23 protein-coding genes and 1 pseudogene are annotated in these 25908 nt (G+C 71.8%); 15 read left to right on the top strand and 9 right to left on the bottom strand.

Translation table 11 applies throughout. The features are described 5' to 3' along the window. Positions 1–36: 36 nt before the first annotated feature. Positions 37–639, bottom strand: coding sequence for a TetR/AcrR family transcriptional regulator (locus ACZ4Z1_RS06215; protein WP_468485350.1), 603 nt, complete (start codon positions 637–639; stop codon positions 37–39). Positions 640–751: 112 nt separating this feature from the next. On the opposite strand from ACZ4Z1_RS06215, the gene ACZ4Z1_RS06220 reads away from it, so the two are divergent. Next, positions 752–2410, top strand: a complete 1659-nt coding sequence (locus ACZ4Z1_RS06220) for an FAD-dependent monooxygenase (RefSeq protein WP_468485351.1) — start codon at positions 752–754, stop codon at positions 2408–2410. 548 nt (positions 2411–2958) lie between these two features. On the opposite strand, the gene ACZ4Z1_RS06225 is transcribed toward ACZ4Z1_RS06220, so the two are convergent. After that, entirely contained in the window at positions 2959–3687 is a 729-nt protein-coding gene (locus tag ACZ4Z1_RS06225; RefSeq protein WP_468485352.1) for an AAA family ATPase, read from the bottom strand. 130 nt (positions 3688–3817) lie between these two features. Between ACZ4Z1_RS06225 and ACZ4Z1_RS06230 the strand changes: the two genes are divergently transcribed. The 4 genes from ACZ4Z1_RS06230 (at position 3818) to ACZ4Z1_RS06245 (ending at position 6379) form a co-directional block, all read left to right on the top strand. After that, the gene (locus ACZ4Z1_RS06230) at positions 3818–4153 is read left to right on the top strand and encodes a YnfA family protein (RefSeq protein ID WP_468485353.1); all 336 of its coding nucleotides are present in this window, start codon (positions 3818–3820) and stop codon (positions 4151–4153) included. Between the two features lie 59 nt (positions 4154–4212). Beyond that, a complete protein-coding gene (locus ACZ4Z1_RS06235) occupies positions 4213–4995 on the top strand; it encodes an SDR family oxidoreductase (protein WP_468485354.1) in 783 nt (260 codons plus the stop codon). Positions 4996–5602: 607 nt separating this feature from the next. Continuing rightward, positions 5603–5944: an RNHCP domain-containing protein gene (locus tag ACZ4Z1_RS06240; protein WP_468485434.1), complete on the top strand. Its 342-nt coding sequence runs from the start codon at positions 5603–5605 to the stop codon at positions 5942–5944. Positions 5945–5962: 18 nt separating this feature from the next. Further along, a complete protein-coding gene (locus tag ACZ4Z1_RS06245) occupies positions 5963–6379 on the top strand; it encodes an RNHCP domain-containing protein (protein WP_468485355.1) in 417 nt (138 codons plus the stop codon). Positions 6380–6549: 170 nt separating this feature from the next. Here the strand turns inward: ACZ4Z1_RS06245 and ACZ4Z1_RS06250 are convergent, their stop codons facing one another. Next, positions 6550–7743 carry an RtcB family protein gene (locus ACZ4Z1_RS06250; RefSeq protein ID WP_468485356.1) on the bottom strand — a complete coding sequence of 398 codons (1194 nt, stop codon included), beginning with the start codon at positions 7741–7743 and terminating at the stop codon, positions 6550–6552. A 161-nt stretch (positions 7744–7904) separates the two neighbouring features. Between ACZ4Z1_RS06250 and ACZ4Z1_RS06255 the strand changes: the two genes are divergently transcribed. The 3 genes from ACZ4Z1_RS06255 (at position 7905) to ACZ4Z1_RS06265 (ending at position 11188) form a co-directional block, all read left to right on the top strand. Next, positions 7905–8828, top strand: coding sequence for a hypothetical protein (locus ACZ4Z1_RS06255; protein ID WP_468485357.1), 924 nt, complete (start codon positions 7905–7907; stop codon positions 8826–8828). Positions 8829–9028: 200 nt separating this feature from the next. Continuing rightward, the gene (locus ACZ4Z1_RS06260; protein ID WP_468485358.1) at positions 9029–9748 is read left to right on the top strand and encodes a DUF3558 domain-containing protein; all 720 of its coding nucleotides are present in this window, start codon (positions 9029–9031) and stop codon (positions 9746–9748) included. 84 nt (positions 9749–9832) lie between these two features. Continuing rightward, entirely contained in the window at positions 9833–11188 is a 1356-nt protein-coding gene (locus ACZ4Z1_RS06265; protein WP_468485359.1) for a DUF2637 domain-containing protein, read from the top strand. A 21-nt stretch (positions 11189–11209) separates the two neighbouring features. Here the strand turns inward: ACZ4Z1_RS06265 and ACZ4Z1_RS06270 are convergent, their stop codons facing one another. The 4 genes from ACZ4Z1_RS06270 to lysS all read right to left on the bottom strand — a co-directional run bounded on the left by ACZ4Z1_RS06270 (position 11210) and on the right by lysS (position 16522). Then, positions 11210–13558 carry a glycoside hydrolase family 65 protein gene (locus tag ACZ4Z1_RS06270; protein WP_468485360.1) on the bottom strand — a complete coding sequence of 783 codons (2349 nt, stop codon included), beginning with the start codon at positions 13556–13558 and terminating at the stop codon, positions 11210–11212. Continuing rightward, positions 13555–14316 carry an HAD family hydrolase gene (locus tag ACZ4Z1_RS06275; protein WP_468485361.1) on the bottom strand — a complete coding sequence of 254 codons (762 nt, stop codon included), beginning with the start codon at positions 14314–14316 and terminating at the stop codon, positions 13555–13557. Before ACZ4Z1_RS06275 ends, ACZ4Z1_RS06270 begins: the two co-directional genes overlap by 4 nt. Positions 14317–14463: 147 nt before the next feature. After that, positions 14464–14676 carry a hypothetical protein gene (locus ACZ4Z1_RS06280; RefSeq protein ID WP_468485362.1) on the bottom strand — a complete coding sequence of 71 codons (213 nt, stop codon included), beginning with the start codon at positions 14674–14676 and terminating at the stop codon, positions 14464–14466. A gap of 121 nt (positions 14677–14797) precedes the next feature. Continuing rightward, the gene (gene lysS / locus ACZ4Z1_RS06285; protein WP_468485363.1) at positions 14798–16522 is read right to left on the bottom strand and encodes a lysine--tRNA ligase; all 1725 of its coding nucleotides are present in this window, start codon (positions 16520–16522) and stop codon (positions 14798–14800) included. A gap of 155 nt (positions 16523–16677) precedes the next feature. Between lysS and argS the strand changes: the two genes are divergently transcribed. Continuing rightward, positions 16678–18459 (top strand): arginine--tRNA ligase, encoded by a 1782-nt coding sequence (gene argS / locus ACZ4Z1_RS06290; protein ID WP_468485364.1) that lies wholly within the window; start codon positions 16678–16680, stop codon positions 18457–18459. A gap of 100 nt (positions 18460–18559) precedes the next feature. On the opposite strand, the gene ACZ4Z1_RS06295 is transcribed toward argS, so the two are convergent. Beyond that, the gene (locus ACZ4Z1_RS06295) at positions 18560–20026 is read right to left on the bottom strand and encodes a helix-turn-helix domain-containing protein (RefSeq protein WP_468485365.1); all 1467 of its coding nucleotides are present in this window, start codon (positions 20024–20026) and stop codon (positions 18560–18562) included. 345 nt (positions 20027–20371) lie between these two features. Between ACZ4Z1_RS06295 and ACZ4Z1_RS06300 the strand changes: the two genes are divergently transcribed. From ACZ4Z1_RS06300 to ACZ4Z1_RS06325, 6 genes and pseudogenes are all read left to right on the top strand, one after another. Further along, positions 20372–21118, top strand: a complete 747-nt coding sequence (locus tag ACZ4Z1_RS06300) for a DUF4232 domain-containing protein (RefSeq protein ID WP_468485366.1) — start codon at positions 20372–20374, stop codon at positions 21116–21118. Positions 21119–21216: 98 nt separating this feature from the next. Next, on the top strand, positions 21217–22182 hold the full coding sequence (bla, locus tag ACZ4Z1_RS06305; protein ID WP_468485367.1) for a class A beta-lactamase: 966 nt from the start codon (positions 21217–21219) through the stop codon (positions 22180–22182). Positions 22183–22332: 150 nt separating this feature from the next. Further along, the gene (locus ACZ4Z1_RS06310) at positions 22333–23067 is read left to right on the top strand and encodes a DUF4328 domain-containing protein (RefSeq protein WP_468485368.1); all 735 of its coding nucleotides are present in this window, start codon (positions 22333–22335) and stop codon (positions 23065–23067) included. A gap of 117 nt (positions 23068–23184) precedes the next feature. Further along, positions 23185–24459: an MFS transporter gene (locus tag ACZ4Z1_RS06315; protein WP_468485369.1), complete on the top strand. Its 1275-nt coding sequence runs from the start codon at positions 23185–23187 to the stop codon at positions 24457–24459. A 148-nt stretch (positions 24460–24607) separates the two neighbouring features. Continuing rightward, positions 24608–25062: pseudogene (locus tag ACZ4Z1_RS06320) on the top strand (Scr1 family TA system antitoxin-like transcriptional regulator). A gap of 5 nt (positions 25063–25067) precedes the next feature. After that, positions 25068–25268, top strand: a complete 201-nt coding sequence (locus ACZ4Z1_RS06325) for a DUF397 domain-containing protein (RefSeq protein WP_468485370.1) — start codon at positions 25068–25070, stop codon at positions 25266–25268. A 3-nt stretch (positions 25269–25271) separates the two neighbouring features. On the opposite strand, the gene ACZ4Z1_RS06330 is transcribed toward ACZ4Z1_RS06325, so the two are convergent. After that, positions 25272–25865: a hypothetical protein gene (locus ACZ4Z1_RS06330; RefSeq protein WP_468485371.1), complete on the bottom strand. Its 594-nt coding sequence runs from the start codon at positions 25863–25865 to the stop codon at positions 25272–25274. Between the last annotated feature and the right edge of the window lie 43 nt (positions 25866–25908).

Here is a 25908-nt window from a genome sequence, read left to right on the forward strand (position 1 = left end):
AATCGGACGCGTCGCGTGCGGGGCGGGCGCGCGCTGCTACGGGTGCTCGGCGGTCAGGTAGTGCTGGAGGGTCGGCGCCAGCCAGGCCACGATCTCCTCGCGGCTGAGGGCGACGGCGGGCGGCAGCAGCAGGACATACCGCAGCATGCCCATGCCCACGAGCTGGGAGCCGACCAGCGCCGCGCGGGCCGACAGTTCCTCCGGGACCGGGCAGACCGCCGCGAGCGCCGGTCTGATCTGCTCGGCGAAGACCTCGCGCAGGCGCTCGGCGCCCGCTTCGTTGGTGACGGCGACGCGCACCATCCCGGTCAGCGTCTCGTCGTGCTCCCACCGGTCGAGGAAGTGCCGGACGAGCGAGGCGCCGAGCCGGTCTCGCGGTACGGACGACAGGTCGGGCAGGTGCAGGTTGATTTCGGAGGCCGCCGCGAACAGGCCCGCCTTGTTGCCGTAGTAGCGCATGACCATCGACGGGTCGATGCCCGCGTCCCGGGCGATGGCGCGGATGGTGGCGCGTTCGTAGCCGTCGGCGGCGAAGCGGTCGCGGGCGGCGTCGAGGATCGCGGCGCGGGTGGCGTCGGAGCGGCGGGGGCGGTCCGGCGCGGCGTCCGGTGCGGAGGGGGAGGGGACGGTGTCAGCCATGCCAACGACTGTAGGCCAACACCTGTTGACGGGCCAGCGCGACGGCCGTACCGTTGCCAACAAGCGTTGACCAACAGCTGTTGACCAACACATGTTGGCATTGGAGGCGGCCATGCACCGCAAGCCCGGCACCACCGACGAACACCATCCCGCGCAAGCCGGACGCACCGGCGAAGACGCCGACGTCCTCGTGGTCGGCGCCGGCCCCACCGGCCTGCTGCTCGCCGGCGACCTCGCCGTCGCCGGCCTCCGCGTCACGCTCCTGGAGCGCCGCGCCCCCGGCATCAGCAACCTGACCCGCTCACTGGGCGTACACGCCCGCAGCCTCGAACAGCTCGACGCGCGCGGCCTCGCCGACGAACTCGTGGCGACCGGCTACCCGCTGGAAAGCCTCCGGCTCCTCGCCGGCGCCGTCCTGCGGCCGTCCCGGCTGCCCTCCCGCTTCCCGTTCCTGCTGATCACCCCGCAGTACGAGGTCGAGCGGCTGCTGGAGCGGCGCGCGCAGAAAGCCGGCGTCACCTTCCGCCACGGGACCCGCGTGACCGGACTGGACCAGGACGCCCACGGTGTCCGGGTCCACGTGCGCGAGGAGGAGGGGGGCACCGGCACGTACCGCGCGTCCTACGTGGTCGGCACGGACGGGGTGCGCAGCACCGTCCGCGAGGCCATCGGCCTGCCCTTCCCCGGCCGGGCCGTGGTCCGGTCCATCGTGCTGGCGGACGTACGGCTCGACGAGCGCCCCGACGTTCCGCTGATCGCCAACGCCAACGCCGACTCGTTCGCGCTCATCAGCAACTACGGCGACGGCTGGTACCGCGTCATCGGCTGGGACCGCCACCGGCAGGTCCCCGAGGACACTCCCGTCCAACCCGACGAGATCCGCACCCACATGCGCCTCGCCCTCGGCAGCGACTACGGGATGAGCGAAGTGCGCTGGTCCTCCCGCTTCCACAGCGACGAGCGCCAGGTGCCCCGCTACCGCGTCGGCCGCGCCTTCCTCGCCGGGGACGCCGCGCACGTCCACTCCCCGGCCGGCGGGCAGGGGATGAACACCGGCCTCCAGGACGCCGCCAACCTCAGCTGGAAGCTGGCCGCCGTACTGCGCGGTGACGCACCCGACAGCCTGCTGGACAGCTATGACGCCGAACGCCACCCGGTCGGCAAGAGGGTGCTGCGCAGCAGCGGCGCGCTCGTCCGGCTGGCGCAGGTGCGCAGCGCGCCGACGCGGGCACTGCGCGCGCTGCTCGCCCGGCTGCTCAATACGGTGCCGCCGCTGGCGGACCGGGTGATGGCGAGTATCAGCGGGGTGGGCATCTCGTACCGGGCCGAACGCGGCGCCCACCCGCTCGCCGGCAAACGCGCCCCCGACCTGCGGCTGGCGGGCGGCACCCGGCTGCACGAGGCGCTGCGGGGCGGCGGGTTCGTACTCGTCACGCCGCGGGGCGAGGAGGTGCCGGGGGTCGGCAAAGTGCTGGGGGACGGGGAGGTACTGGGGGACGGGGAGACGGCAGGACTCGGGGAGTCGGCAGGGCTCGGAGACCTGCCGGGGTCCGGATCCGCTCCGGAGACCACGCCCGCCGCCGGTCCTCGTCTCGTACGGGCATCCTGGGCCGGCGACCGGCGTACCGCGCTCCTCGTACGCCCCGACGGCTACATCGCCTGGGCCACCGACGCCACCGACCCGGCCGAACGCGCCCGGTCGCTGCGCGGTGCCCTCGACCGCTGGACCGGCTCGGGCCGGGCCGCGGCCCGCACCGCGGCCCGGCCCTGACCACCACGCCGTACCGCATCCGGTGCGGCCCGCGCGGACCCGTCCCCCGGCCATGAACGGGGAACGGGTCCGCGCCGCCCAGTACGCCCGGCCGTCCCCGGGCCGGGCGGACGGACGCTCGCCGGGCCTGGCGGCCGGACCGGATCCCGCAGCTGACCGGTTCCCGCCGCCCGCCACCGAAGTCCGTGCGGTCGCGTGCGATGGAAGGTGAAACCGGCCCCGAAAACACGAGGCGGACCGGGCGCGTCGGCACACCCGGAGACACCGCAGGGAATTCGAGGTGGTCACCAGTTGTTCACCGATCAACGGAAAGAGACGTTTTCCCGCTCCGTCCACCATCCGCCGATCAGCGTCGTACCCCCCGGTAAAAGGGGAATCTAGGGACGCCCCTGGCGCCTGACAAGGGACCCGGCCAGGGCATGTGACGCACCGTACGGTTTTTGGCCAGTGGTTCGCCCTTCACGCAGCAGCGGCCGCCGGCGCCTCTCCTTCTCCCGTCAATCCCCCTTCCGGACAACGCTCCCGGGCGCGCACGCCCCCTTCCCGGCTCAGCCGATGATGTGCCGCAGATACGCCCTCGGGTCGGTGAGATAGCGCCGCCAGTGGTCGACGAGGGCCAGCTCGTCCCACTCCACCGAGCGCATGCCGTGCTCACCGACCTCGACTATCTCCGCGCCGGGCAGGGCCGTGAGCAGCGGAGAGTGCGTGGCACAGACGACCTGGGCGCCGCTGCCGCTCAACTCGTGCAGCACGCCCAGCAGTTCCAGACAGGAGGAGAACGACAGCGCGGCCTCGGGCTCGTCCAGCACGTACAGCCCCGGCTGCCGGAACTTCTCCCGGAACGCCATCAGGAACCCCTCGCCGTGGCTCATCGCCTCCGGTACCCCCGACAGCCGCTCACGGCCGAGCGCGTCCCACGCCGTCTCGGCGCGCAGGAAGAAGCCGCGCCGGCGCGTCCGCGGCCCGCGGACCATCCGGCGGCCCACCGTCGTCGCGTCGAAGCGGATGGCCCTGCCCAGCACGGACGGCTCGCGCGAACTGGCGTACTTGTAACCGGCCGAGCCGCCGTACGAGTCGAGCCCGAAGCCCTCCGCCAGGGCCTCGGCCAGCGTGGACTTGCCCGATCCGTTCTCCCCCACGAGGAAGGTGACCGGCGCGCCGAATTTCAGCCCGTCCGCGGCCAACCGCCGCACGCACGGAACCGTCCAGGGCCAGCTCTCCCCGCTCTCCGTCCTCGCTTCCTCGGAGAGATCCACGTACGCACGTTCGATGAGCATGTCTCGAAGCTCTCACACGCCACTGACAACCGCCCCGCACCCCGACCGCCCGGACGCCCCGGAGCCGGCCCCACCAGTCCCAGAAATCCACTTCAGCGCCTACCTCCCCTCCCCTCCCTACCCTGACCCCATGCTCATCGGACGCTCCATCGCCCTCTTCCTCCTCGCCGCCCTCTTCGAGATCGGCGGCGCCTGGCTCGTCTGGCAGGGCGTACGCGAACACCGCGGCTGGGTCTGGATCGGCGCGGGCGTGCTCGCCCTGGGCGCGTACGGCTTCGTCGCCACACTCCAGCCGGACGCCGACTTCGGCCGCATCCTCGCCGCGTACGGCGGTGTCTTCGTCGCGGGCTCACTGGCCTGGGGCATGATCGCGGACGGCTACCGCCCGGACCGCTGGGACGTGGCCGGCGCGCTGATCTGCCTGGCCGGCATGGCTGTGATCATGTACGCGCCCAGAGGCCGCTGACCCGCGCATATCCTGCGTAGGCACCACGACCACGCCCGCAGCGCCCCAGGAGCCGCCGCATGACCGCCGTACCCGACGCGCCCGCCGCCCGTACCCGTACCGCCGTCGTCACCGGAGCCGGCAGCGGCATCGGCGCCGCGACCGCCCGCCGGCTGACCGCCGAGGGCTACCGCGTCGTCCTCGCCGCCCGCCGCAAGGACCGCATCGAGGCGCTGGCCGCCGAACTGCCCGGCTCCGAGGCCTACCGGCTCGACGTCACCGACCGCACCGCGGTCGACGCCTTCGCCGCCCATCTCCAAGAGCACCACGACTCGGTGGACGTGCTGGTCAACAACGCCGGCGGGGCCCTGGGCGCCGACCCCGTCGCCACCGGCGACCCGGCCGACTGGCGCGCGATGTACGAGGTCAACGTCCTCGGCGTACTCAACGTCACCCAGGCCCTGCTGCCCGCCCTGACGGCCTCCGGGGACGGCACCGTCGTGGTCGTCTCCTCGACCGCGGGCCACGGCACCTACGAGGGCGGCGGTGGCTACGTCGCCGCCAAGCACGGCGCGCACGTCATCGCCGAGACGCTCCGCCTGGAGCTGTGCGGCGAACCCGTCCGCGTCATCGAGATCGCCCCCGGCATGGTCAAGACGGACGAGTTCGCCACCACCCGTTTCCGCGGCGACACCGCCAAGGCCGCCAAGGTCTACGAGGGCGTGGCCGAGCCCCTGACCGCCGCCGACGTCGCCGACACCATCGGCTGGGCCGTCACCCGCCCCGCCCACGTCAACATCGACCTCCTCGTCGTCCGCCCCCGCGCCCAGGCGTCCAACTCCAAGGTGCACCGGGCCACCTGAGGGACGGGCGGCCGGGGCACTGCTTCCGGAAGTGACCGTCGCATTCCAGAAGTGCCCCCGAACCGGTCCGTGCGCCGGCCGACGAGGCCGTGCGCGTCGGCCACGTCTTCACCACGGTCGTGGCGGCGGTGACCGGCTCGCCGCCGCCACGACATCGCCACCGCAGGCTCTTGGCCCCCGCTTCTGCCCAACCTGGTCGGCGCCGATATCCGGCTCCAGTGCCGCCCCGGAAAACCGTTGGCGCCGCCACCGCCACCGCCCGTACCGTTTCCCGAGTCGACGCACACGCGCGTCGTCGCACGTGCGCCTTCCCGCACGTGTCCCCTCTCTCGGGCCCCGCCCTGGAAAGCAGTGTCTATGCCCCGGCCGGCGCTGAGCGCGCCTCACCACCGCGCGGACCCACCCCGCCGCTGACCTTCACCGTCTCCGGCCGCCGTCCGCCACGCCGGCCTGGCCGCACCCGCCTGCGCGCGGTGCCGCCCGCTGCCCGTACGACCGAGGCCGCTCGGCCTGCTCCCGCTGCCATGTCCCACGCTTTCCGGCAAGGAGTCCCCGAGTGCTGTCCAACAGCCCCAACAGCCCTGGCAACGCACACCGTTCCCACCCGCTGCCGCGCACCGACACCTTCACCTGCGTCCGGTGCGGGCTGACCGTCACCACCCTCGACCCCGGCGGCAGCCGCCGTAACCACTGCCCCAGCTGCCTGCACTCCCAGCACGTACGGGACGCGGTCGAGGGCGGCCCGTCCACGTGCCGGGGCCGCATGTCGCCCATCGCGATCGCGGTACTGCGCACCGACGACTGGATGGTGATCCACCGGTGCACCCGCTGCGACGAGCTGACGTCCAACCCGGTCTCCCCGGACGACAACCAGCTCATCCTGATGCGGATGGCGGTCCGGCCGCTGGCCCAGCCGCCGTTCCCGCTCGAAGCGTTCGGCGACCTGTGAGCGGGGAGTGACGCGACCATGCCACGACGCCGTACACCCCGGCAGCAGCGCCGCGCCCAACGCCCCAAGGACGTCCTCCACGGGCCGGGCGGCGCGTCGGGCGACACCTTCCGCTGTGTCGGATGCCGCCTGGAAGTCCCGCTGACCGCACCGGGCACCGCCCACCGCAACCACTGCCCGCACTGCCTGGCCAGCCGCCACGTGGACCGCAGAATCCCGGGCGACCGGGCCGCGGACTGCGGCGGCCGGATGCGCGCCCTGTGCCTGACCACCCGGCAGAACGGCGAGTGGCTGCTGGTCCACCAGTGCCTGGCCTGCGACGAACTGAGCACCAACCGCACCGCGGGAGACGACAACGCCCTGGCCCTGATCCGCCTGGCCGTCCGCCCCCTGACCGACACCGGAATGCCCGTACGGGCGCTGATCTCACTGTGAGCGGCCGGGGCTCCTGGAAGGGGGACCAGGGGAGCCAGGGTTCCTGAAAGGCCGGGGCCCCGGACCGGCTTCCCGCCGGGCCGGGGCCCCGGCCCGGATGCGTGCCGGCCGGACCCCCGGCGGCTCCGGCCGCGTGCCGCTCGGGGCCTGGCGGCCCCGGCCACCCGCCCTCACCCCTTCACGCACACCACCTGCTTGAGCTTGGCCACGACCTCCACCAGGTCCCGCTGCTGGTCGATGACCTTCTCGATCGGCTTGTACGCGCCCGGGATCTCGTCCACGACACCGGAGTCCTTGCGGCACTCCACGCCCCGCGTCTGCTCCTCCAGGTCCCGCGTCGAGAAACGCTTCTTCGCGGCGTTGCGGCTCATCTTCCGGCCCGCGCCGTGCGAGGCGGAGTTGAAGGACGCCGGGTTCCCGAGGCCCTTGACGATGTACGAGCCGGTGCCCATCGAACCGGGGATGATGCCGTAGTCACCGCTCCCGGCCCGGATCGCGCCCTTGCGCGTCACGAGCAGGTCCATGCCGTCGTACCGCTCCTCCGCGACATAGTTGTGGTGGCAGGAGATCACCGGCTCGAACACCGGCTTGGCCTTCTTGAACTCCTTGCGGACGACGTCCTGGAAGAGGGCCATCATGATCGCGCGGTTGTGCCTGGCGTACTCCTGCGCCCAGAAGAGGTCGTTGCGGTAGGCCGCCATCTGCGGGGTGTCCGCGATGAAGACGGCGAGGTCGCGGTCGACCAGGCCCTGGTTGTGCGGCAGTTTCCGGGCCTGGCCGATGTGGAAGTCGGCCAGTTCCTTGCCGATGTTGCGGGAGCCGGAGTGCAGCATCAGCCACACCGAGCCGGATTCGTCGAGGCAGAACTCGATGAAGTGGTTGCCGCCGCCGAGCGAGCCCATCTGCCTCACGGCACGTTCCTCACGGAACCTGACCGCTTCCGCGACGCCGCCGAAGCGGCTCCAGAAGTCGTCCCAGCCGCTGGTCGCCAGGCCGTGGAGGCGGGCGGGGTCCACCGGGTCGTCGTGCATGGCCCGGCCGACCGGGATGGCCTCCTCGATCTTGGAGCGGAGCCGGGAGAGGTCGCCGGGGAGGTCGTTGGCGGTGAGCGAGGTCTTCACGGCGCTCATTCCGCAGCCGATGTCGACACCGACGGCCGCCGGGCAGACCGCGCCGTGCATGGCGATCACCGACCCGACCGTCGCACCCTTGCCGTAATGCACGTCCGGCATCACGGCCAGGCCCTTGATCCATGGCAGGGTGGCCACGTTGTGCAGTTGCTGCATGGCCGCGCCCTCGACCGTGGACGGGTCCGTCCACATCCGGATCGGAACCTTCGCTCCGGGCACTTCGGTGTACGACATGACTTCCCCTATCCCCCGATAAGTATCAAATAGCAAAAGCCGGACAAGAAGCCTGATCAAGGACAGGGAACCGGCGTATGCAGCAGAACGTGCGGTAGACATTGTGTCCATCCGCCGTCTGGCTGCGGCAACCAGATTTCCTACGGAAGGAGCCGGGTACGGTGCAGCGAAGGTCGTTCGTACCGGGTACCGCGCTGGCGGCCGCGGCAGCGCTGGCCGCCACGCTCAGCGCCTGCACCGGCGGCTCCGGCACCGGCGGTGGCTCCGCCGACACCAAGAGCGGCGACACGGCCGCAACGACGCAGTCCGCCGAGCCCGGCAAGTACAAGACGCTCCCCGAGCCCTGCGGCCTGCCCTCCAAGAGCACCCTGCGCAAGCTGCTGCCGCCCGGCGGCACGGAGAGCCCGCAGGACGCCGACAAGGTCTACGCGGGCACCGCCGACATCACGTACGACACGGACCGCCGGGTCGGCTGCCGCTGGAAGCGCGAGGCGGCCGACGGCACCCGCCACCTCACCCTCGACTTCGAGCGGGTCGTCTCCTACGACCCCGCGGTCAGCGACGACGACAAGGCGCAGAACGTCTACGGGAAGAAGGAGCTGGCCGCCGAGCTGCCGTCCGGCGGCAGCAGCGCGACCCCCACGCCCACCCCCTCCGCCGACAAGGACGGCAAGGGCAGCGAGGGCGACAAGGGCGCCAAGGGCGGCGACGGCGACAAGGACGGCAAGCCCGGCGGCGACCAGGAGACCCGCGGCAAGGTCACCGCCGGCGGCAAGGCCTCCCCCGCCCCCTCCTCGCCGTCGTCCGCCCCGCCCGGCAGCAGCGCGAGCGACGCGCCCGGCTCCGCCCTCGCCCCGCGCGTCCTGGACGGCCTCGGTGACGCCGCGTTCCTCAACGACAAGCTGATCACCGCGGACAGCGGCGTGCACCGCGACGTCACGATCGTCTTCCGCTCCTCGAACGTCATCGTGACCATCGCCTACGACCAGTGGTCGGCCGACAAGACGGCGCTGCCGGACAGCAAGGACCTCCAGGACAAGGCGCAGGCGCTGGCCCAGGAGCTGGCCGACCACTTCACCGAATAGTCCGGTTTGTCCGGCGAGTAACGTCACGAATCGCCCGCCGGCCGCCCTCCGCCGCGTACCGTGTGCCCCCGAGCCCCGCGCGCGGCAGCGTCGCCGCGCGCCCCGAAGGACGTACCGCGCACGGACCGCACCCGGACCGCACGAGGTACCCGACGGCGTCCAGCGCGACGCGCCGAACGACGACGAACAGCGAAGGAACCATGCACCGTTCAGCCAAGCGACTCGCCAGCCTCCTCGCCTGCGCAGCCGTACCGGTGATGCTCGTCGCCGGCTGCTCCTCCGACGACGACTCCGGCAAGAAGGACTCGGGCGGCGCGTCGAAGTCCGCCTCCCCCAGCAAGAGCGGCAGCTCCTCCCCCAGCGTCACGCCCGCCAAGATGAAGAAGCTGCCCAGCCCCTGCCAGGCCGTGTCCCAGGACACCGTCAAGAAGCTGGTGCCCAAGACCAAGAACGCCGACGGCGAGCAGGGCAAGTCCTCCGACGCCATGACCCGCGGCTTCTGCTCCTGGACCAGCTCCGACTCCCAGGGCGTGGACGGCACCCAGTACCGCTGGCTGGACGTCGGCCTGCAGCGCTACGACTCCGACCCGACGCTCGGCACCGGCGAGAAGCGCGCCACCGACTTCTACAAGAAGCAGGTGGACACGGCCAAGGCCACCCAGGGCGCCAAGAACCCAAAGACCGGCACGGTCGACGGCAACGGCGACGAGTCGTCCTGGATCACCTACGACCTGAAGAAGGACGGCTCCGACTTCAAGAACCAGACGGTGGTCGCCCGCACCGCCAACGTCGTCGTCACCGTCAACTACAACGGCGCGGGCATGGCCGGCGCCGACGCCCCCGACCCCAGCGACCTCCTCAAGGCCGCCGAGACCGCCGCCAAGGAAGCCGTCGCCGCGGTCGGCAAGGCCAACCAGTAGCCGTACGGGCCCTCCCCGGCCCCGCTTCGACGGGTGTGCCAGGCTGAGCCGCCACAGCCAGCCGAAGCCGGGGAGGGATCGCGGGTGCCCGCGACGACACACGCGACGCGTTCGAGCCGTACCCACCGCATCCTGATCGGCGTGGTCGTCGCCGGCGCCGCCCTGATCGCGGCGATCGGCTTCGCCGGCTCCTACACGGCCGTACGCGACCTCGCCGAACGCAAGGGCTTCGGCGCCTTCTCCGCCGTCTTCCCCAGCGGCATCGACGCCGGGATCGTGGTCCTGCTCGCCCTGGACCTGCTGCTGACCTGGACCCGCATCCCGTTCCCCCTCCTGCGCCAGACCGCCTGGCTGCTGACCGCCGCCACCATCGCCTTCAACGGCGCGGCGGCCTGGCCGGACCCGCTCGGCGTCGGCATGCACGCGGTGATCCCGGTCCTGTTCGTGGTCGCCGTCGAGGCCGCCCGGCACGCCGTCGGCCGGATCGCCGACCTCACCGCCGACAAGCACATGGAGGGCGTCCGCCTCGCCCGCTGGCTGCTGGCGTTCCCGTCCACGTTCCGGCTCTGGCGCCGGATGAAGCTGTGGGAGCTGCGGTCGTACGACGAGGTGATCAAGCTGGAGCGGGACCGGCTGGTCTACCGCACGCGGCTGCGGGCCCGGTACGGGCGGGCCTGGCGGCGGCGGGCACCGGTCGAGGCGCTGATGCCGCTGCGGCTGGCGCGGTACGGGGTGCCGCTCGCGGAGACGGGGGCCGCGGGGCTGGCTGCGGCGGGGATCGAGGGGGCGGGGTACGAGGGAGCGGGCGTCGCGGGGGCGAGGGCCGAGGGGCCCGTGTCCGCCGTTGAGCCCGTTCCCGTCCCGGAAGCGCCCGCCGCCGAGCCGCCCGTACTCGACCGTCCGCCGGTTCCGGTTCCGGCGCCGGAACCAAGTCCCCGCCAGGCCCCGCACCAAGCCCAGGCCCCGGCCCCAGCCCCAGCCCCAGCCCCAGCCCCAACACCCGACCACGACGCCGCCGCCGGACACCCGCCGCACGACACCCGCTTGTCCGTCCCCGTGGCCCCCGGCCGTGCGCGGCCGCTCGGAGGCACGGTCGGGCCGCTGCCCATCCCGGAGCAGCGCGCCACACCCGGACCGCCGCCCGCCTCCGAGCCAAAACCGGCACCGGAACCGGCACCGGCACACGAGACCGCCCCCGAACCCCCGGGCCTCCCCGACGACGTCCCCCGTGACGAGGCCTACTACGAAGCCTTCCGCAGGTACGTCGTCGAGAAGAACGACTTCCCCGACTCGCGGCAGTTCGGCCGCTACCTCCTGGACGTGTACGGCGTCACCGGCCGTGAGGGCGGCCCCCTTTCCGAGAACTATCTGCGGGCGTTCGTACGCGAGTTCCGGCAGCGGCTCCGGGAGGAGATGGAGACCGCGGAGCACATCCCGTAACGGCCCCCGTACCCGCCGTACTCAATGCCTCCGAAACGGACGCCTCCCCGGCGGCTGCGTCGGTTCCGGACGGGCGGCCGGTTCGGGGATTCCGCGTTCCTGGGGGCCCTTGTCGGAGACGGTGAGGGCTTCGCCGTAGTGCTGTATTTCCAGGGGGGCTCCCTCGACCATGCTGTACGTCGCCGCCTTGGCGGTGATCTCGACGCGGAGGCGCCGGCCCAGGACCTGGACCGAGAACGCCAGGCGGCTGAGTTTTTCGGGGAGCCGGGGGGCGAAGGACAGGCTCCGGGCCGTGTGGCGCATGCCGCCGAAGCCGGCGACCAGGGCGATCCAGGTGCCGGCGAGCGAGGCGGTGTGCAGGCCGTCGCGGGTGTTGTTCTCCAGGTCCTGGAGGTCCATCAGGGCCGCTTCGCCCAAGTAGTCGTAGGCCAGGCGCAGATGGCCGACCTCGGCGGCCACGACGGCCTGGACGCAGGCGGAGAGGGAGGAGTCGCGTACGGTCAGCGGCTCGTAGTACGCGAAGTCGCGCGCCTTGTGTTCGTCGTCGAAGCAGTCGCCGCGCTGGTACAGGGCGAGGACGAGGTCGGCCTGCTTGACGACCTGTTTGCGGTACAGGTCGAAGTACGGGAAGTGGAGCATGAGCGGGTACTGGTCGGGGCGTGTTCCGGCGAAGTCCCAGGTCTGGTGGGCGGTGAAGCCCGCCGACTGCTCGTGCACCCGCAGGGTGCGGTTGTACGGGACGGCCACCGCCTCCGCGGCGTCCCGCCAGGACGCGCTCTCCTCGTCGTCGACACCGAGCGCCTCGGCCTCGCGGGGGTGGCGTTCGACCACGTCGGCGGCGGCCCGCAGGTTCGCCTGGGCCATGAGGTTGGTGTAGACGTTGTCGTCCGCGACGGCGCTGTACTCGTCGGGGCCGGTGACGCCGTCGATGTGGAACGTGCCGTGGTGGTCGTGGTGGCCCAGCGAGTGCCACAGCCGGGCGGTCTCCACCAGGATCGGTACGGCCGTCTCGCGCTCGAACTCCTCGTCGCCGGTGGCGCGCACGTAGCGTACGACCGCGTCGGCGATGTCGGCGTTGACGTGGAAGGCGGCGGTACCGGCCGGCCAGTAGGCCGAGCACTCCGCCCCCTCGATGGTGCGCCAGGGGAACGCCGTGCCCCGCAGGCCGAGTTGGGTGGCCCGCTCGCAGGCGGCGCCCATCGTGTTCTGCCGCCAGCGCAGCGCTTCGGCGACGGCGCCGGGCGAGGTGTACGTGAGCATGGGCAGGACGAACGTCTCGCTGTCCCAGAACGTGTGGCCGTCGTACCCGGAGCCGGTCAGGCCCTTGGCGGGGATGGCGCGCTGCTCGGCCCGCGCGCCCGCCTGCAGGACGTGGAAGAGGGCGAAGCGGACGGCCTGCTGGATCTCCGCGTCGCCGTCGACCTCGACGTCCGCGCGGTCCCAGAAGTCGTCCAGGTAGGTCCGCTGCTGGTCGGTCAGGCCCTGCCAGCCGATGCTGCGGGCCCCGGCGAGCGCCGCGTCCACCTGGTCGCGCAGGGCGGGCAGCGACCGCGCGCCGGACCAGCCGTACGACACCGTCTTCTCCAGCCGCAGCCGCTGTCCCTGCTTCAGGAGCGAGGTGACGGTGAAGCGGGCGACGTCGTCGCCGCTCTCGCTGTCGGTACGGGTGGCGCCTTCGGGTCCGTCGACGAGGTGGTCGGCGGCGGCCGCGACCCGCAGTCCGCTGCGGCGTGTGCAGTGGATCAGGCGCAGGCGCGCGTCGGAGGCGAAGTGCTCCTCCGGCTCCAGCGGGTTGTGCAGCGCCGACGAGACCCGCGGGTCGCCGCCGGACTCGGGCAGCTGCTCGTTGGTGACGAGTTCGGACTGGACCACGACCCGCACCTCGGAGTCCAGGGGCTCGACCTCGTAGGCGACGGCGGCGACGGCCCGCTGTGTGAAGGAGACCAGGCGGGTGGAGGTCACGCGTACGGTGCAGCCGGCCGGCGAGGTCCATTCGCAGGTACGGCGCAGCACGCCGGCGCGCAGGTCCAGGACGCGTTCGTGGGAGCGCAGCCGCCCGTAGCGCAGGTCGAACGGTTCGTCGTTGACCAGCAGCCGGATCAGCTTGCCGTTGGTGACGTTGATGACGGTCTGGCCGGATTCCGGATAGCCGTACCCGGCCTCGGCGTACGGCAGTGGGCGCAGCTCGTGGACGCCGTTGAGATACGTGCCGGGCAGGCCGTGCGGCTCGCCCTCGTCCAGGTTGCCGCGCCAGCCGATGTGCCCGTTGGACAGCGCGAAGACCGACTCGCTCTGCGGCAGCACGTCCAGGTTGAGGTCGGTCTCGCGCAGCACCCAGGGGGCGCAGGCGTAAGAGGAGTGGGTGATCATGCCTGGCCGTCCTCCTTCAACAGCTCGGCGAGGTCCTTGACGACGACATCGGCGCCGTGCCGCCGCAGCGCGTCGCCCTGGCCGACCCGGTCGACGCCGACGACGTACCCGAAGTGGCCGGCCCGCCCGGCGTCCATCCCGGCGAGCGCGTCCTCGTAGACGGCCGCCTGCGCGGCGGGGACGCCCAGCTGCCTGGCGGCCTCCAGGAAGGTGTCGGGGTGCGGTTTGCCCGGCAGGTTCCGCTCGGCGGCCACCTTCCCGTCGATCCGTACGTCGAAGAGGCCCGCCATGTCCACGGACGCCAGCACCTCGCGGCAGTTGGCGCTGGAGGAGACGACGGCGGTGGCCAGGCCCTGGCCGCGTACGGCGTTCACATAGCGGCGGGATCCCTCGTACGCCTCGGCGCCCTTTTCGCGGAGCTTCTTCAGCAGCAGGTTGTTCTTGCGGTTGCCCAGGCCGTGCACGGTCTCGCGGTCGGGCGGGTCGTCGGGGCCGCCCTCCGGCAGTTCGATGCCGCGGGAGACGAGGAAGGTACGGACGCCGTCGGCGCGCGGGCGGCCGTCCACGTACTCGTCGTAATCGGAGACCGGGTCGAAGGGGGTGAAACCGGGGCCGTCCCGGTGGCGCAGGAAGTCGTCGAAGGTCTCCTTCCAGGCGGCCGTGTGCACGACGGCCGTCTTGGTCAGGACGCCGTCGAGGTCGAACAGAGCGGCCCGGACGTGGTCCGGCAGGCCGAGTGAGGTCAGCGAATCCGTCATGGGAGACGAGTCCCCGCCCGATGTTCGACGTATGTCTGTTCCGGCCATTTCCCGCCCGGAACGCTGCCGGGCGGGCTGATGCGGCGGGGCGCGGTGGTGGCTTCGAGGCGCCGTGTGGCGGGGTGCGATACGGCGGGCGGTGGGCGGCTACGCGCCCGAGTGCACGCGCTTCTCGCGCTTCTTGTCCGCCTCCTCCCACGCGATGAGGGCCAGGCCGGCCGCGGCCATACCGACGTACGCGAGCGTCGGCAGGTCGAACCAGTGCGGCAGGATGCCCCAGCCCGTGCTGTCCGTGAAGGTCCGGCCGAGGGCGCCCAGGGCTCCCTGGATCAGGACGATGATTCCGATGATTCCTCGCATGGAACCAGCTTCGTGCGAGCGGCCCCGGGGATCGTCGTCCCCGGGGCCGAACCGGCACTCGTTCGAAAGTCGCAGCGGCGCGCTCAGGGCCTCATACCCGCACGCGCGCCGCGCCGGTCACTCACGCACCGAGCAGCTTGCGCACCCGGTCCGCGCCGACCGCGAGCAGCAGCGTGGGCAGCCGCGGCCCGGTGTCACGGCCGACGAGCAGGTTGTAGAGCAGCGCGAAGAACGAGCGCTGCGCGACCTTCAGCTCCGGCGTCGGCTTGGCGTCCGGCGTCAGCCCGGCCTGGATCTTCGGCACGCCGTAGACGAGCGTGGTCAGCCCGTCCAGCGACCAGTGCGAGTCCAGCCCGTCCAGCAGCAGCCGCAGCGACTCGCGGCCCTGCTCGTCGAGCGAGCCGAGCAGCTCGGTGTCCGGCGTCTCGCGCACGATCGTGCGCTGCTCGGCCGGGACCTGGGTGTTGATCCAGTACTCGGCCTTGTCCAGCCGGGGGCGGGTCTCGTCCAGGGACGTGACCGGGTCGGCCGGGTCCAGCTCGCCGAGGATGCGCAGCGTCTGCTCGTCGTGCCCGCCGGTGATGTCCGCGACCGAGGCCAGCGTGCGGTACGGCAGCGGGCGCGGGGTGCGGGGCAGCTCACCGGCGGCGGTGCGCACCGCGCGGGAGTGCGCGGCCGCGTCGGCGGGCAGCGCCGAGCCGTCGGCGACCTTGGCCTCCAGCTTGTCCCACTCGTCGTAGAGCCGCTGGATCTCCTGGTCGAAGGCGATCTTGAACGACTGGTTGGGCTTGCGGCGCGCGTACAGCCAGCGCAGCAGCGGCGCCTCCATGATCTTCAGCGCGTCGCCCGGGGTCGGCACGCCGCCCTTGGAGGACGACATCTTGGCCATGCCGCTGATGCCGACGAAGGCGTACATCGGGCCGATGGGCTGCGCGCCGTCGAAGACCTCGCGCACGATCTGGCCGCCGACGACGAACGACGAGCCCGGCGAGGAGTGGTCCACACCGGACGGCTCGAAGATCACGCCCTCGTACGCCCAGCGCATCGGCCAGTCGACCTTCCAGACCAGCTTGCCGCGGTTGAACTCGCTGAGCCGGACCGTCTCGCCGAAGCCGCACGCCGTGCAGGAGTACGTCAGCTCGGTCGTCTCCGCCACGTAGGAGGTGACGGTGGTCAGGTCCTTGTCGCACTGGCCGCAGTACGGCTTGTACGGGAAGTAGCCGGCCGAGCCGCTGCTGCCGTCGTCCTCGGCGGCCGCGCCGGAGCCCTCCGCGGCCTCCAGCTCGGCCTCGTCGACGGGCTTCTGCGACTTCTTCGCCGGGGCCTTCTTGGTGCGGTACTGGGCGAGGATCGCGTCGATCTCGGCGCGGTGCTTCATCGCGTGCAGGATCTGCTCGCGGTAGGCACCGGAGGTGTACTGCTCGGTCTGGCTGATGCCGTCGTACTCCACGCCCAGCTCGGCGAGCGCCTCGACCATGGCGGCCTTGAAGTGCTCGGCCCAGTTCGGGTAGGCGGAGCCGGCCGGGGCCGGGACCGAGGTCAGCGGCTTGCCGATGTGCTCGGCCCACGACTCGTCGATGCCCGCGACACCGGCCGGGACCTTGCGGTACCGGTCGTAGTCGTCCCAGGAGATGAGGTGGCGGACCTCGAAGCCCCGGCGGCGGATCTCGTCCGCGACCAGGTGCGGGGTCATGACCTCGCGCAGATTGCCGAGGTGGATCGGGCCGGAAGGGCTGAGACCGGAGGCGCAGACGATCGGTTTGCCGGGGGCGCGGCGCTCCGCCTCGGCAATGACCTCGTCCGCGAACCTGGAGACCCAGTCGGTCTCGGTGCTCTGCTGAGCCACGATCGGCCCTTCCTCTTCTCACCACTCGACGTGCCTGACAGCCCCATTCTCCCAGACGGAGCGGCAGCCGATTTTTCCCTGTGGAAAACCGATGGAACCGCCGTGGGATACTCGGTGGCAAACCCTTTCCACACCAACGGAACGGCCTTCATTCCATGACTTCGGTCCCTTCCCTCGCAGCCACGGTCCACCAGCGCGTCGCGGACGCCCTCTCGGCAGCCCTGCCGGAGGCCGGCGCCGCGGACCCGCTGCTGCGACGAAGCGACCGGGCCGACTTCCAGGCCAACGGCATGCTGGCGCTGGCCAAGAAGCTCAAGGGCAACCCGCGGGAGCTGGCCTCCCAGGTCGTCGGGCAGCTCACCGCCGGTGACGTGATCAAGGAGATCGAGGTCTCGGGCCCCGGCTTCCTGAACATCACCGTCTCCGACGAGGCGATCGTCCGTACGCTGGCCGCGCGCGCCGCCGACGACCGCCTCGGTGTGCCGTACGCCGCGAACCCGGGCACCACGGTCATCGACTACGCGCAGCCGAACGTCGCCAAGGAGATGCACGTCGGCCACCTGCGCTCCGCCGTGATCGGCGCCGCGATGGTGGAGATCCTGGAGTTCACCGGCGAGAAGGTGATCCGCCGCCACCACATCGGCGACTGGGGCACCCAGTTCGGCATGCTCATCCAGTACCTGATCGAGCACCCGCACGAGCTGGACCACAAGCGCGACGACGCCTCCGCCGAGATCTCCGGTGAAGAGGCCATGTCCAACCTCAACCGCCTCTACAAGGCGTCCCGCGCCCTGTTCGACTCCGACGAGGAGTTCAAGGAGCGCGCCCGCCGCCGTGTCGTGGACCTCCAGGCCGGCGACGAGGAGACGCTCGCCCTGTGGCAGCGCTTCGTCGACGAGTCGAAGGTCTACTTCTACTCGGTCTTCGACAAGCTGGACATGGAGATCCGGGACGCGGACGTGGTCGGCGAGTCCGGCTACAACGCCATGCTGGAGGAGACCTGCCGCCTCCTGGAGGAGTCCGGTGTCGCGGTCCGCTCCGACGGCGCGCTCTGCGTCTTCTTCGACGACGTCAAGGGCCCGGACGGCAACCCGACCCCGCTGATCGTCAAGAAGTCCAACGGCGGCTACGGCTACGCGGCCACCGACCTGTCCGCCATCCGCGACCGCGTGCAGGGTCTGGGCGCGAACACCCTCCTGTACGTGGTCGACGCCCGCCAGTCCCTGCACTTCAAGATGGTCTTCGAGACCGCGCGCCGGGCCGGCTGGCTGGGCGACGACGTCAAGGCCGTGCAGCTCGCCTTCGGTACCGTCCTCGGCAAGGACGGCAAGCCGTTCAAGACCCGTGAGGGCGAGACGGTGCGGCTGGTGGACCTGCTCGACGAGGCGGTGGACCGGGCGACCGCCGTGGTCCGCGAGAAGAGCGAGAAGATCGGCCTGACCGAGCAGGAGATCACCGAGAACGGCACCCAGGTCGGCATCGGCGCCGTGAAGTACGCGGACCTGTCCACCTCGGCCGCCCGTGACTACAAGTTCGACCTGGACCAGATGGTCTCGCTCAACGGCGACACCAGCGTCTACCTCCAGTACGCGTACGCCCGCATCCAGTCCATCCTGCGCAAGGCCGGCGACTCCGCCGCGCCCAAGGCCCACCCGGAACTGGCGCTGGCCCCGGCGGAGCGCGCGCTGGGCCTGCACCTGGACCAGTTCGCGGAGACCCTGGAGGAGGCGGCGGCCGGTTACGAGCCCCACAAGCTGGCCGCGTACCTCTACCAGCTCGCCTCTCTCTACACCACCTTCTACGACCAGTGCCCGGTCCTGAAGGCCGAGGGCGGCAGCGAGCAGGTCGAGAACCGCCTGTTCCTGTGCGACCTGACGGCCCGCACGCTGCACCGCGGCATGGCGCTGCTGGGCATCCGGACGCCCGAGCGGCTCTGACGCCCGCCTGATGCGACAGGGGGGAGGGCCCCGCCGGAACGGTCGGTTCCGGCGGGGCCCTCCCCCTGTTCGCGCGCCCTGTTCCGGGCGGACTCCGCTCTCAGTTCCCGGCGGGCTCCCAGACGTTCTGGTCGTACCGGTAGTGGTAGGCCGGCCGGCCCTGCATCGCACTCGTACGGAACGGCCTGCCGTGATCGTCCAGGCGCAGCGTGCCGCGCCGGCCGCCGCTGCTCCACTCCAGCTCCAGGTACCAGCTGACGTCGTTCGCCTCCGCGTGCGCGTCGACGTACAGCATCTGCGGGTCGGACGCCGAGACCTTGAACGGGAAGTCGGTCGCCGGGATCTTCCGGTCGCCCTGCTCGCCCGCGATCGGCCGCGTCAGCGGTTGCGCCGCGTCCAGCCCGACATCGAACGAGGCCGGGGTCAGCCCGCCGCCGCAGCCGTCGCCCATGGAGTACGCCGAGCCCGCCACGGACGCCGTGCGCGCGGTGGTCCGTACGGTCAGCGAGTGCAGTACGACGGCCTCGTCACCCGTGCCCTGCACCGCCAGCGACACCCTGAGGTGCCCGCCGGGCACCCCGCCCAGCGCGTTCGCCCAGCCGCGCGCGTCCACTCCGGTGGGCGGCGGCGGGACCTCGGTGGGCGGTTTGTCCAGCATGTACCAGCGGTCGCAGGGGTCGTCCCAGTTGTTCGTACGGACGTCGACGGTCAGCGGGAAGCCGCTGCTGCGGTCGCTGTTGCCGCCGGCGTCACCCTCGTCGCCACCGCCCGAACCGGCACCGGCGGCGCCGCCGCTCGGCTCCGCGGTGCGCGGTGCGCCGCTCTGCTTCGGCTTCCCGGTCGGCCCGGCAGAGGCGGAGGCGGAGGCCGAGGCGGACGGCTTGCCGGAGAAGCCGCCGTCCGGAACCGGGCCGCGCCCGGCGCCGGTTCCGTCCACCCGTGCGCCCACGCTCTTGGAGTGGTCCGGTTCGGAGGACGTCATGCCGTGGACGACGACCGGGACGGTCAGCGCGAGCGCGACAGCGCCCGCCAGAGCCCAGCGGAGCTTCGGGGGGAAGGGGCGGCGGGGGGTGGGGGGCTGGGCCGATGCCGGGGGGTGCGGTGCGGAGGGTTCCGGTTCGGGGGTCGGTTCGGGGGCGGGTCCCGATGTGGGGACGGGCGCGGGTCCCGGTTCCGCTTGCGGATCCGGCTCCGGTTTCGGCCCCGAGTCCAGTCCCTTTCCTGATTCCGGTTCCGGTTCCGGTTCCGATTCCGGTTCCGGTTCCGGTTCCGGTTCGGCGACCGTAACCGGAGGGACCTCCTCCACCGTCCGACGCCCCCGTGCCGCGTCCGCCAGGATCCACCGGCGGTGCAGCTCGACCAGTTCGCCGGGCTTCGCGCCGCACACCCGCGCCAGCCGCTCCACGGGCGCGTAGTCCGTCGGCACCGCGTCGCCGTTGCAGTAGCGGTGCAGCGTGGACGTACTCATGTGCAGGCGTTTGGCCAGGACGCCGTAGCTCAGCCCTGACCGCGCCTTCAACGTGCGCAGCAGTGCCGCGAAATCGTCTGTACCGGAAGCCGTGCCCACCGTTTCCCCTCCTGCCCGTCCCGGAACTCCGTTCCAGGGAACCCCCATTCCCCCAGGTCAGGGTACGCGCAATCGTTCCAGCGTCCCGGATGTCCGGGCAGCCGTTGTGGCCGGGACGGACCGTCGCCCAGGCTGTGACCACTGACGACGCCCTGACCAGGGGCCTTACCGGGGAGCAGCCGTGCGGACCCGTTTCCGCTGTCCTCTCGAACCGGCCGATCTCGCGGCACTGGGCGTACTGACCGTCTGTGTCGTCGTCGTGGCGGCCGTACTCCACGGCATCTGACCGCGGCCGATCCGCCGTCCCACCGTCCCTTTCCCAGCACCTCACGGGGAGCATCACCCATGCGTTCGCGTCTCTTCACCACTCGTACCGCCCGCATCGCCGCCTCCGCCGCGGCCGTCGCCGCCGCCTTCTCGCTGACCGCGTGCGGCGGCGGCGAGGACGGCAAGAAGGCCGCCGGAGCCGACCGGCCGGCGGCCTCCGCCGGCCCGGACTCCTCGGCCGGGTCTGCTTCCGGTTCCGGTTCCAGTTCTGTTTCCGCGGACGGCTCGGGCGGTGCGGGGCCGTCGGTCAAGTCCCCCTCGGGCGCCGGCTCGCAGAGCGGCCACGGCTCGCACGTAACTCCCACCAAGGCCGGTTCCGGAGGCAAGCAGGGCACCGCGTCGGGCGGGAAGTCCACCACCTGCACCGCGGCCGACACCAAGGTGACCGTCTCCAAGCTCAGCCGCCCCATCAACCACCTGCTGCTCACCCTCACCAACACCGGTTCGACCCGCTGCGACGCGTACCACTACCCGGCCCTCCGCTTCGACGACGCCCAGGCGTCCACCGCGGTGATGCCGGACAGCAAGCCGCAGGCCGTGGTGTCCGTCGAGCCGGGCCAGTCCGCGTACGCGGCCGTGCGCACGTCGGACGCCACCGGGGAGGCCGGCGGGGGGAAGACAGTGCGCAGCCTGGACGTGTTCTTCGCGAACCGGGACGGCAGCTACGCCGAGCGCCCGGCCCGGCCCGCGCTGCCGAAGGGCACGTACATCGACGACTCCGCCCAGGTCACGTACTGGCAGAGCGAGCTGGACAACGCCCTCTAGCAACGGCCACGGCGCTGTCGGGCTTACGCAACCAGCCCCTCCGTCCCGACGTCCCCACCAGCAACAGCCCAACCGGGGGACTGGGGAAAGGACACACCATGCGCAAACCCACGCCGTCACTCACCCGGCGGTCCATGCTCGGCGCCGGTCTCGGCCTCGGCGGCGCGCTCGCCCTCGGCTCCACGACGGCGAGCGCGGCCCCGGCCGGCACCACGCAGGCCGGTGCCACCGGCCCGGCCGCGGCCTCCGCCGCGCAATCCACGGCCACCCGCCGGCTGCGCGACCTGGAGCGCGAACACCAGGCCCGGATCGGCGTCTTCGCCCTCAACCTCGCCACCGGCGCGACCCTGCTCCACCGCGCCCACGAACGGTTCCCGATCTGCTCGGTCTTCAAGACGCTCGCCGTCGCGGCCGTACTGCGCGACCTCGACCACGACGGCACCGAACTGTCCCGCGTCATCCACTACACCGAGGCCGACGTGCAGAAGGCCGGCCACGTGCCCGTCACCTCCCAGCACGTCGCCGACGGCATGTCCGTACGGGACCTGTGCGACGCGACGATCCGGTACAGCGACAACTGCGCGGCCAACCTCCTCCTGCGCGAGCTGGGCGGCCCGACCGCCGTCACCCGCTTCTGCCGCTCCCTAGGCGACCCGGTGACCCGCCTCGACCGCTGGGAGCCGGAGCTGAACTCCGGCGAACCAGGCCGCCGTACGGACACCACCTCCCCGTACGCCATCGCCCGCACCTACCGCCGGCTCGTCCTCGGCGACGCCCTGAACCGCCCGGACCGGGTGCTGCTGACCGACTGGCTGCTGCGCAACACCACCAGCGTGGAACGTTTCCGCGCGGGCCTGCCGAAGGACTGGAAGGTGGCGGACAAGTCGGGTGGCGGGAGCACGTACGGGACGAGCAACGACGCGGCCGTCGCCTGGACCCCCGACGGCACCCCGCTCGTCCTCGCGGCCTTCACCCACAAGCCGTCCCGGCCCACCGACCCGGGCGACACCCCCCTGATCATCAAGACCGCCGCCGTCATGGCCGAGGCCGTCGGCCGGGCCTAGGCCGGCCTCTTCGTCCACCTCTCGCCGCCCCGGCCGCCCCCGGCCGGGGCAGCCGCCGTCCCGGACCATTTGCCGAGGCACCTGACATCCCGTAAATTCCTCCTCCCGCCCAAGGGCGGGCATTTTCATGTTCAGGGGAGTTACTCAGCCATGTCCCACATACCCGCCGGTCCGCCGCTCCACGGATTCCCGCCGTCCGACGGCTTCCCGCCCACCGGCGGCCCGGCGCTCCGGTCGACCAAGGGCCTCGCCACCGCCGTCACCACACTCCTGTACGTGGTCGTCGCGACCGACCTCTTCGCGCTCGGTGTCGACTTCAACATGCGTATGTTGCTGGGCAATCTGACGACCGCCACCACGCAGGAAGCCGAACGGGCCGACGCGCTGTACGGAGCGGCCGTCACCCTGCAAGACGCCCTCCTGATCGCCACCGCCGTCGTCTTCATCATCTGGTTCCACCGCTCCCGGGTGAACGCCGAGCACTACACCCGGGACGTGTGCACCCTGGGCCGCGGCTGGGCGATCGGCTCCTGGTTCGTGCCGATCGGCAACCTGTGGCTGCCGTTCCGCGTCGCCAAGGAGACCTGGCAGGCCAGCGCCCAGTCGGCGCCCGACGGTTCCTGGCGTACGGTCTCGACCGCGCCGGTGCGGGCCTGGTGGACGCTGTGGGTCCTCACGATGATCACCGGCCGGATCGGCAACGCCCTCTACAAGAGGGCCGAACTCCCGGACGCCCTCCGCCAGGCCGTGTCGGTGATCGCGCTCGCCGACCTCCTGGACATCGCCGCCGCCGTCCTCGCCATCCTCTTCGTCCGCAAGCTGACCCGGATGCAGCAGATCCCCGCGGCGCCGTACGCAGCGCCCCGTCCCGCCCCGCAGCCCTGAGACCAGGCACTCCCAGCCCGTACACCTGAGGCAAGGCGCCCCCAGCCCCGCACACCCGACGCAAGGCGCCCGGGCGCCTTGACCTTCACACCGGTGTCAGCGCCTACGGTCCCGCGCATGTCCCCCAGTCCCCACTCGGCTGCGCGCCTCTCCCGCCTCCTGCTCCTCTCTCTCCTCGTCTTCATCATCGGCACCATCGAGTTCCTGCCGGTCGGCCTGCTCCCGGACATCAGCCGCGACCTGCACGTCGCCCCGTCCCGTACGGGGCTCCTCGTCACCGTCTACGCCTTCACCGTCGGCCTGGCCGCGGCCCCGCTCACCGCCCGTACCTCCGCCTGGTCCCGCAAGCGCCTCTTCCTGACCACCTGCGCCGTCTTCATGGCCGCCACCGCGCTCTCGGGCCTCTCCCCCGACTACGCCACCCTCGCGGCGACCCGCCTCCTGTGCGGCCTGGCACACGGCGTCTTCTACGCCATCGTCGCCGGGTACGCGGCCGCCATCGCCGGACCGGGGCGCTCGGGCCGCGCCACGGCGATCGTCTTCGCGGGCGTCTCCCTCGCCTTCGTCGTGGGAGTACCGCTCGGGACGACGGCCGGTACGGCCTTCGGCTGGCGCGCCGCGTTCCTCGCCACCGCCGCGCTGGGCCTGGTCACACTGCTCACCGCCGCGCGCCTGCTGCCGCAGGTCCCGCCCGGGCCGCCGCTGCGCGTGTCCCACCTCCCCCGGGTGGCCCGCACCCCGGGCCTGAGGCAGATCGTCCTGACCACCGGTCTCGTCATCCTCGGCCACTTCACGCTCTACACGTACGTGACCGAATACCTCCGCGACGCCGCCGGTTTCGCCCCCGCCTCCGTCAGCGCCGTACTCCTCCTCTTCGGCCTGACCGGGATCGCGGGCACCTGGCTCAGCGGCGCCCTCGTCGACACCCGCCCCCGCGCCACGCTCCTCGGCACGCTCGCCCTGATGGCCGTCTCCCTCACCGTCCTGGGCGCGGCCCCGGCCCACCGCCCCCTCGTCCTCCTCGCCATCGCCACCTGGGGCACGGCCTGCACCGCGCTCCCCGTCTGCTTCCAGACCGCCGTCCTGCGTACGGCCCCCACCGCCCCCGACGCGGCCTCGTCCCTCTACGTCGCCGCCTTCAACACCGGCATCGGCGCCGGCGCCCTGACCGGCGCCCTCCTCCTGACCGCCGCCCCGCCCGCGGCCCTCCCCTGGGCCGCCCTGACCCTGCTCCTCGCCGGTACGGCCCCCACCCTCCTCACCCGAGCCCGCCCCCGCCGCCCCGCAACGGACACTCCTCCCCCAGCTCGAACCACATCACCTCGCCCCCGCCCGACCCCAACACCCCCGCCCCGTAAGCGAACCCGCCGAAACTCTCGGCACACAGCCTGACCAGCCCCGTCTCCCCGTGCAGTTGAACTACGCCTGCGGGAACCAGCCCTTCGTCGACGCGCTCGCGGCAATGGCCGACGACCGTGCCCGCCACTGCTGGGAGGAGTGCCACGGCTCCCTGCCTGCCTGGCAAATCGGCATCGCGGAGATGGAGCTCCACGCCCGCGAACTCCGAACGGCACAGACCGCCACGCTGCCCGGCCTTCTCCAGACCATCGACCACGCGCGCGTCGTCTTCAACCAGGGCGTACCGCCTTTGCCGCCGCACGAGGTCGAGCACCGCACCTCATTCCGCATCAAGCGGCAAGCGCCCGCAAGCAGCTTGAGCACATCACCGCGACAAGTGAACGCGACAACGTCACCGTTCTCGTAATCCCGTTCTCACGGGGCGATTTCCCTGGCTCCGGCCAGACGATCACGTATGCGTCCGGGCCGACGCCGGAACTCGGCACCGTGCAACTCGATCAATTGGGCTGCCCCGCGTTCCAGCACGCCACCGCCCAACTGGCGCTGTACCACGCCGTCATGGACCTACTGTCCCAAAAGGCCCTCACCGCAGCCGCTTCCCGGAATTTCATCCACAGCACCGCCCGCGAACTCTGAAAGGCGTGACCGTGCCGTCCACCCACTGGCAGAAGTCGTCCTACTGCGCAGACTCCAGTAACTGCCTCAATCTCGCCGCATCCCCCGACAACACCATACGCATCCGGGAAAGCGAAGCGCCCCACGTGGTGGTCACCACCACCCAGAACAAGTTCGGCTATCTCATAGGCGCCGTCAACGGCGACATGCTCGCCTCGGGCGCCTGAGTCCTACCGCGTCCGTCGCTGAACCGGCCACTCGGTCAGGTCCCGCACGAACTCACTGTAGGAGCGATTTGAACCGTCGGGCCTGTCCAGTAGCCCCTGACTCAGCGCAGTGTTCGCGATCTCGGGTCCGTCGCTCTCCCTGAAGCGGGGACGGGTCAGTACGGCCTCGATGTCTTCCTTGGGGGTTCTTCGACGGCCGGTGTCCTTCCCCTTCCACTGTGCGGGAAGCTTCCACGAAGGCCGGAAGAGAGAGAACGCGTCGGGGAACAGCAGAAGCCAGGCTTCGGCCTCCGCCGCGGCCAGTGCGTAAACGGACGATGAGGCCCCGGCAGCCCTGGCAAGGGCCGCGGAGACCGCTCGACGCGCCGTGTCGTAGGCGGGTCCGGGGCAGGAATCCATGTCCTCGTGGACCGCGATACCGACGAAATCTCCGGCCTTCAGCTTGGCCTTTCCCCGCGCCTTGCCCACCAGTACGTTCGCCGCTGTCGCCAGTTCGACACCCGTCTTCTTCCGCAGCCGGACCGGGTCGGTGATTTCGGTAAGACTGACAGAAGCTGCTAAGTCCGGGTGAGCGGCTTTGATGAAGGCGGCCAGCATGCGCCGGTCGTTGGAACTCTCGCCTGCCAGGACGACGATGCCT

This window comes from Streptomyces sp. NPDC030165, from assembly GCF_055573595.1.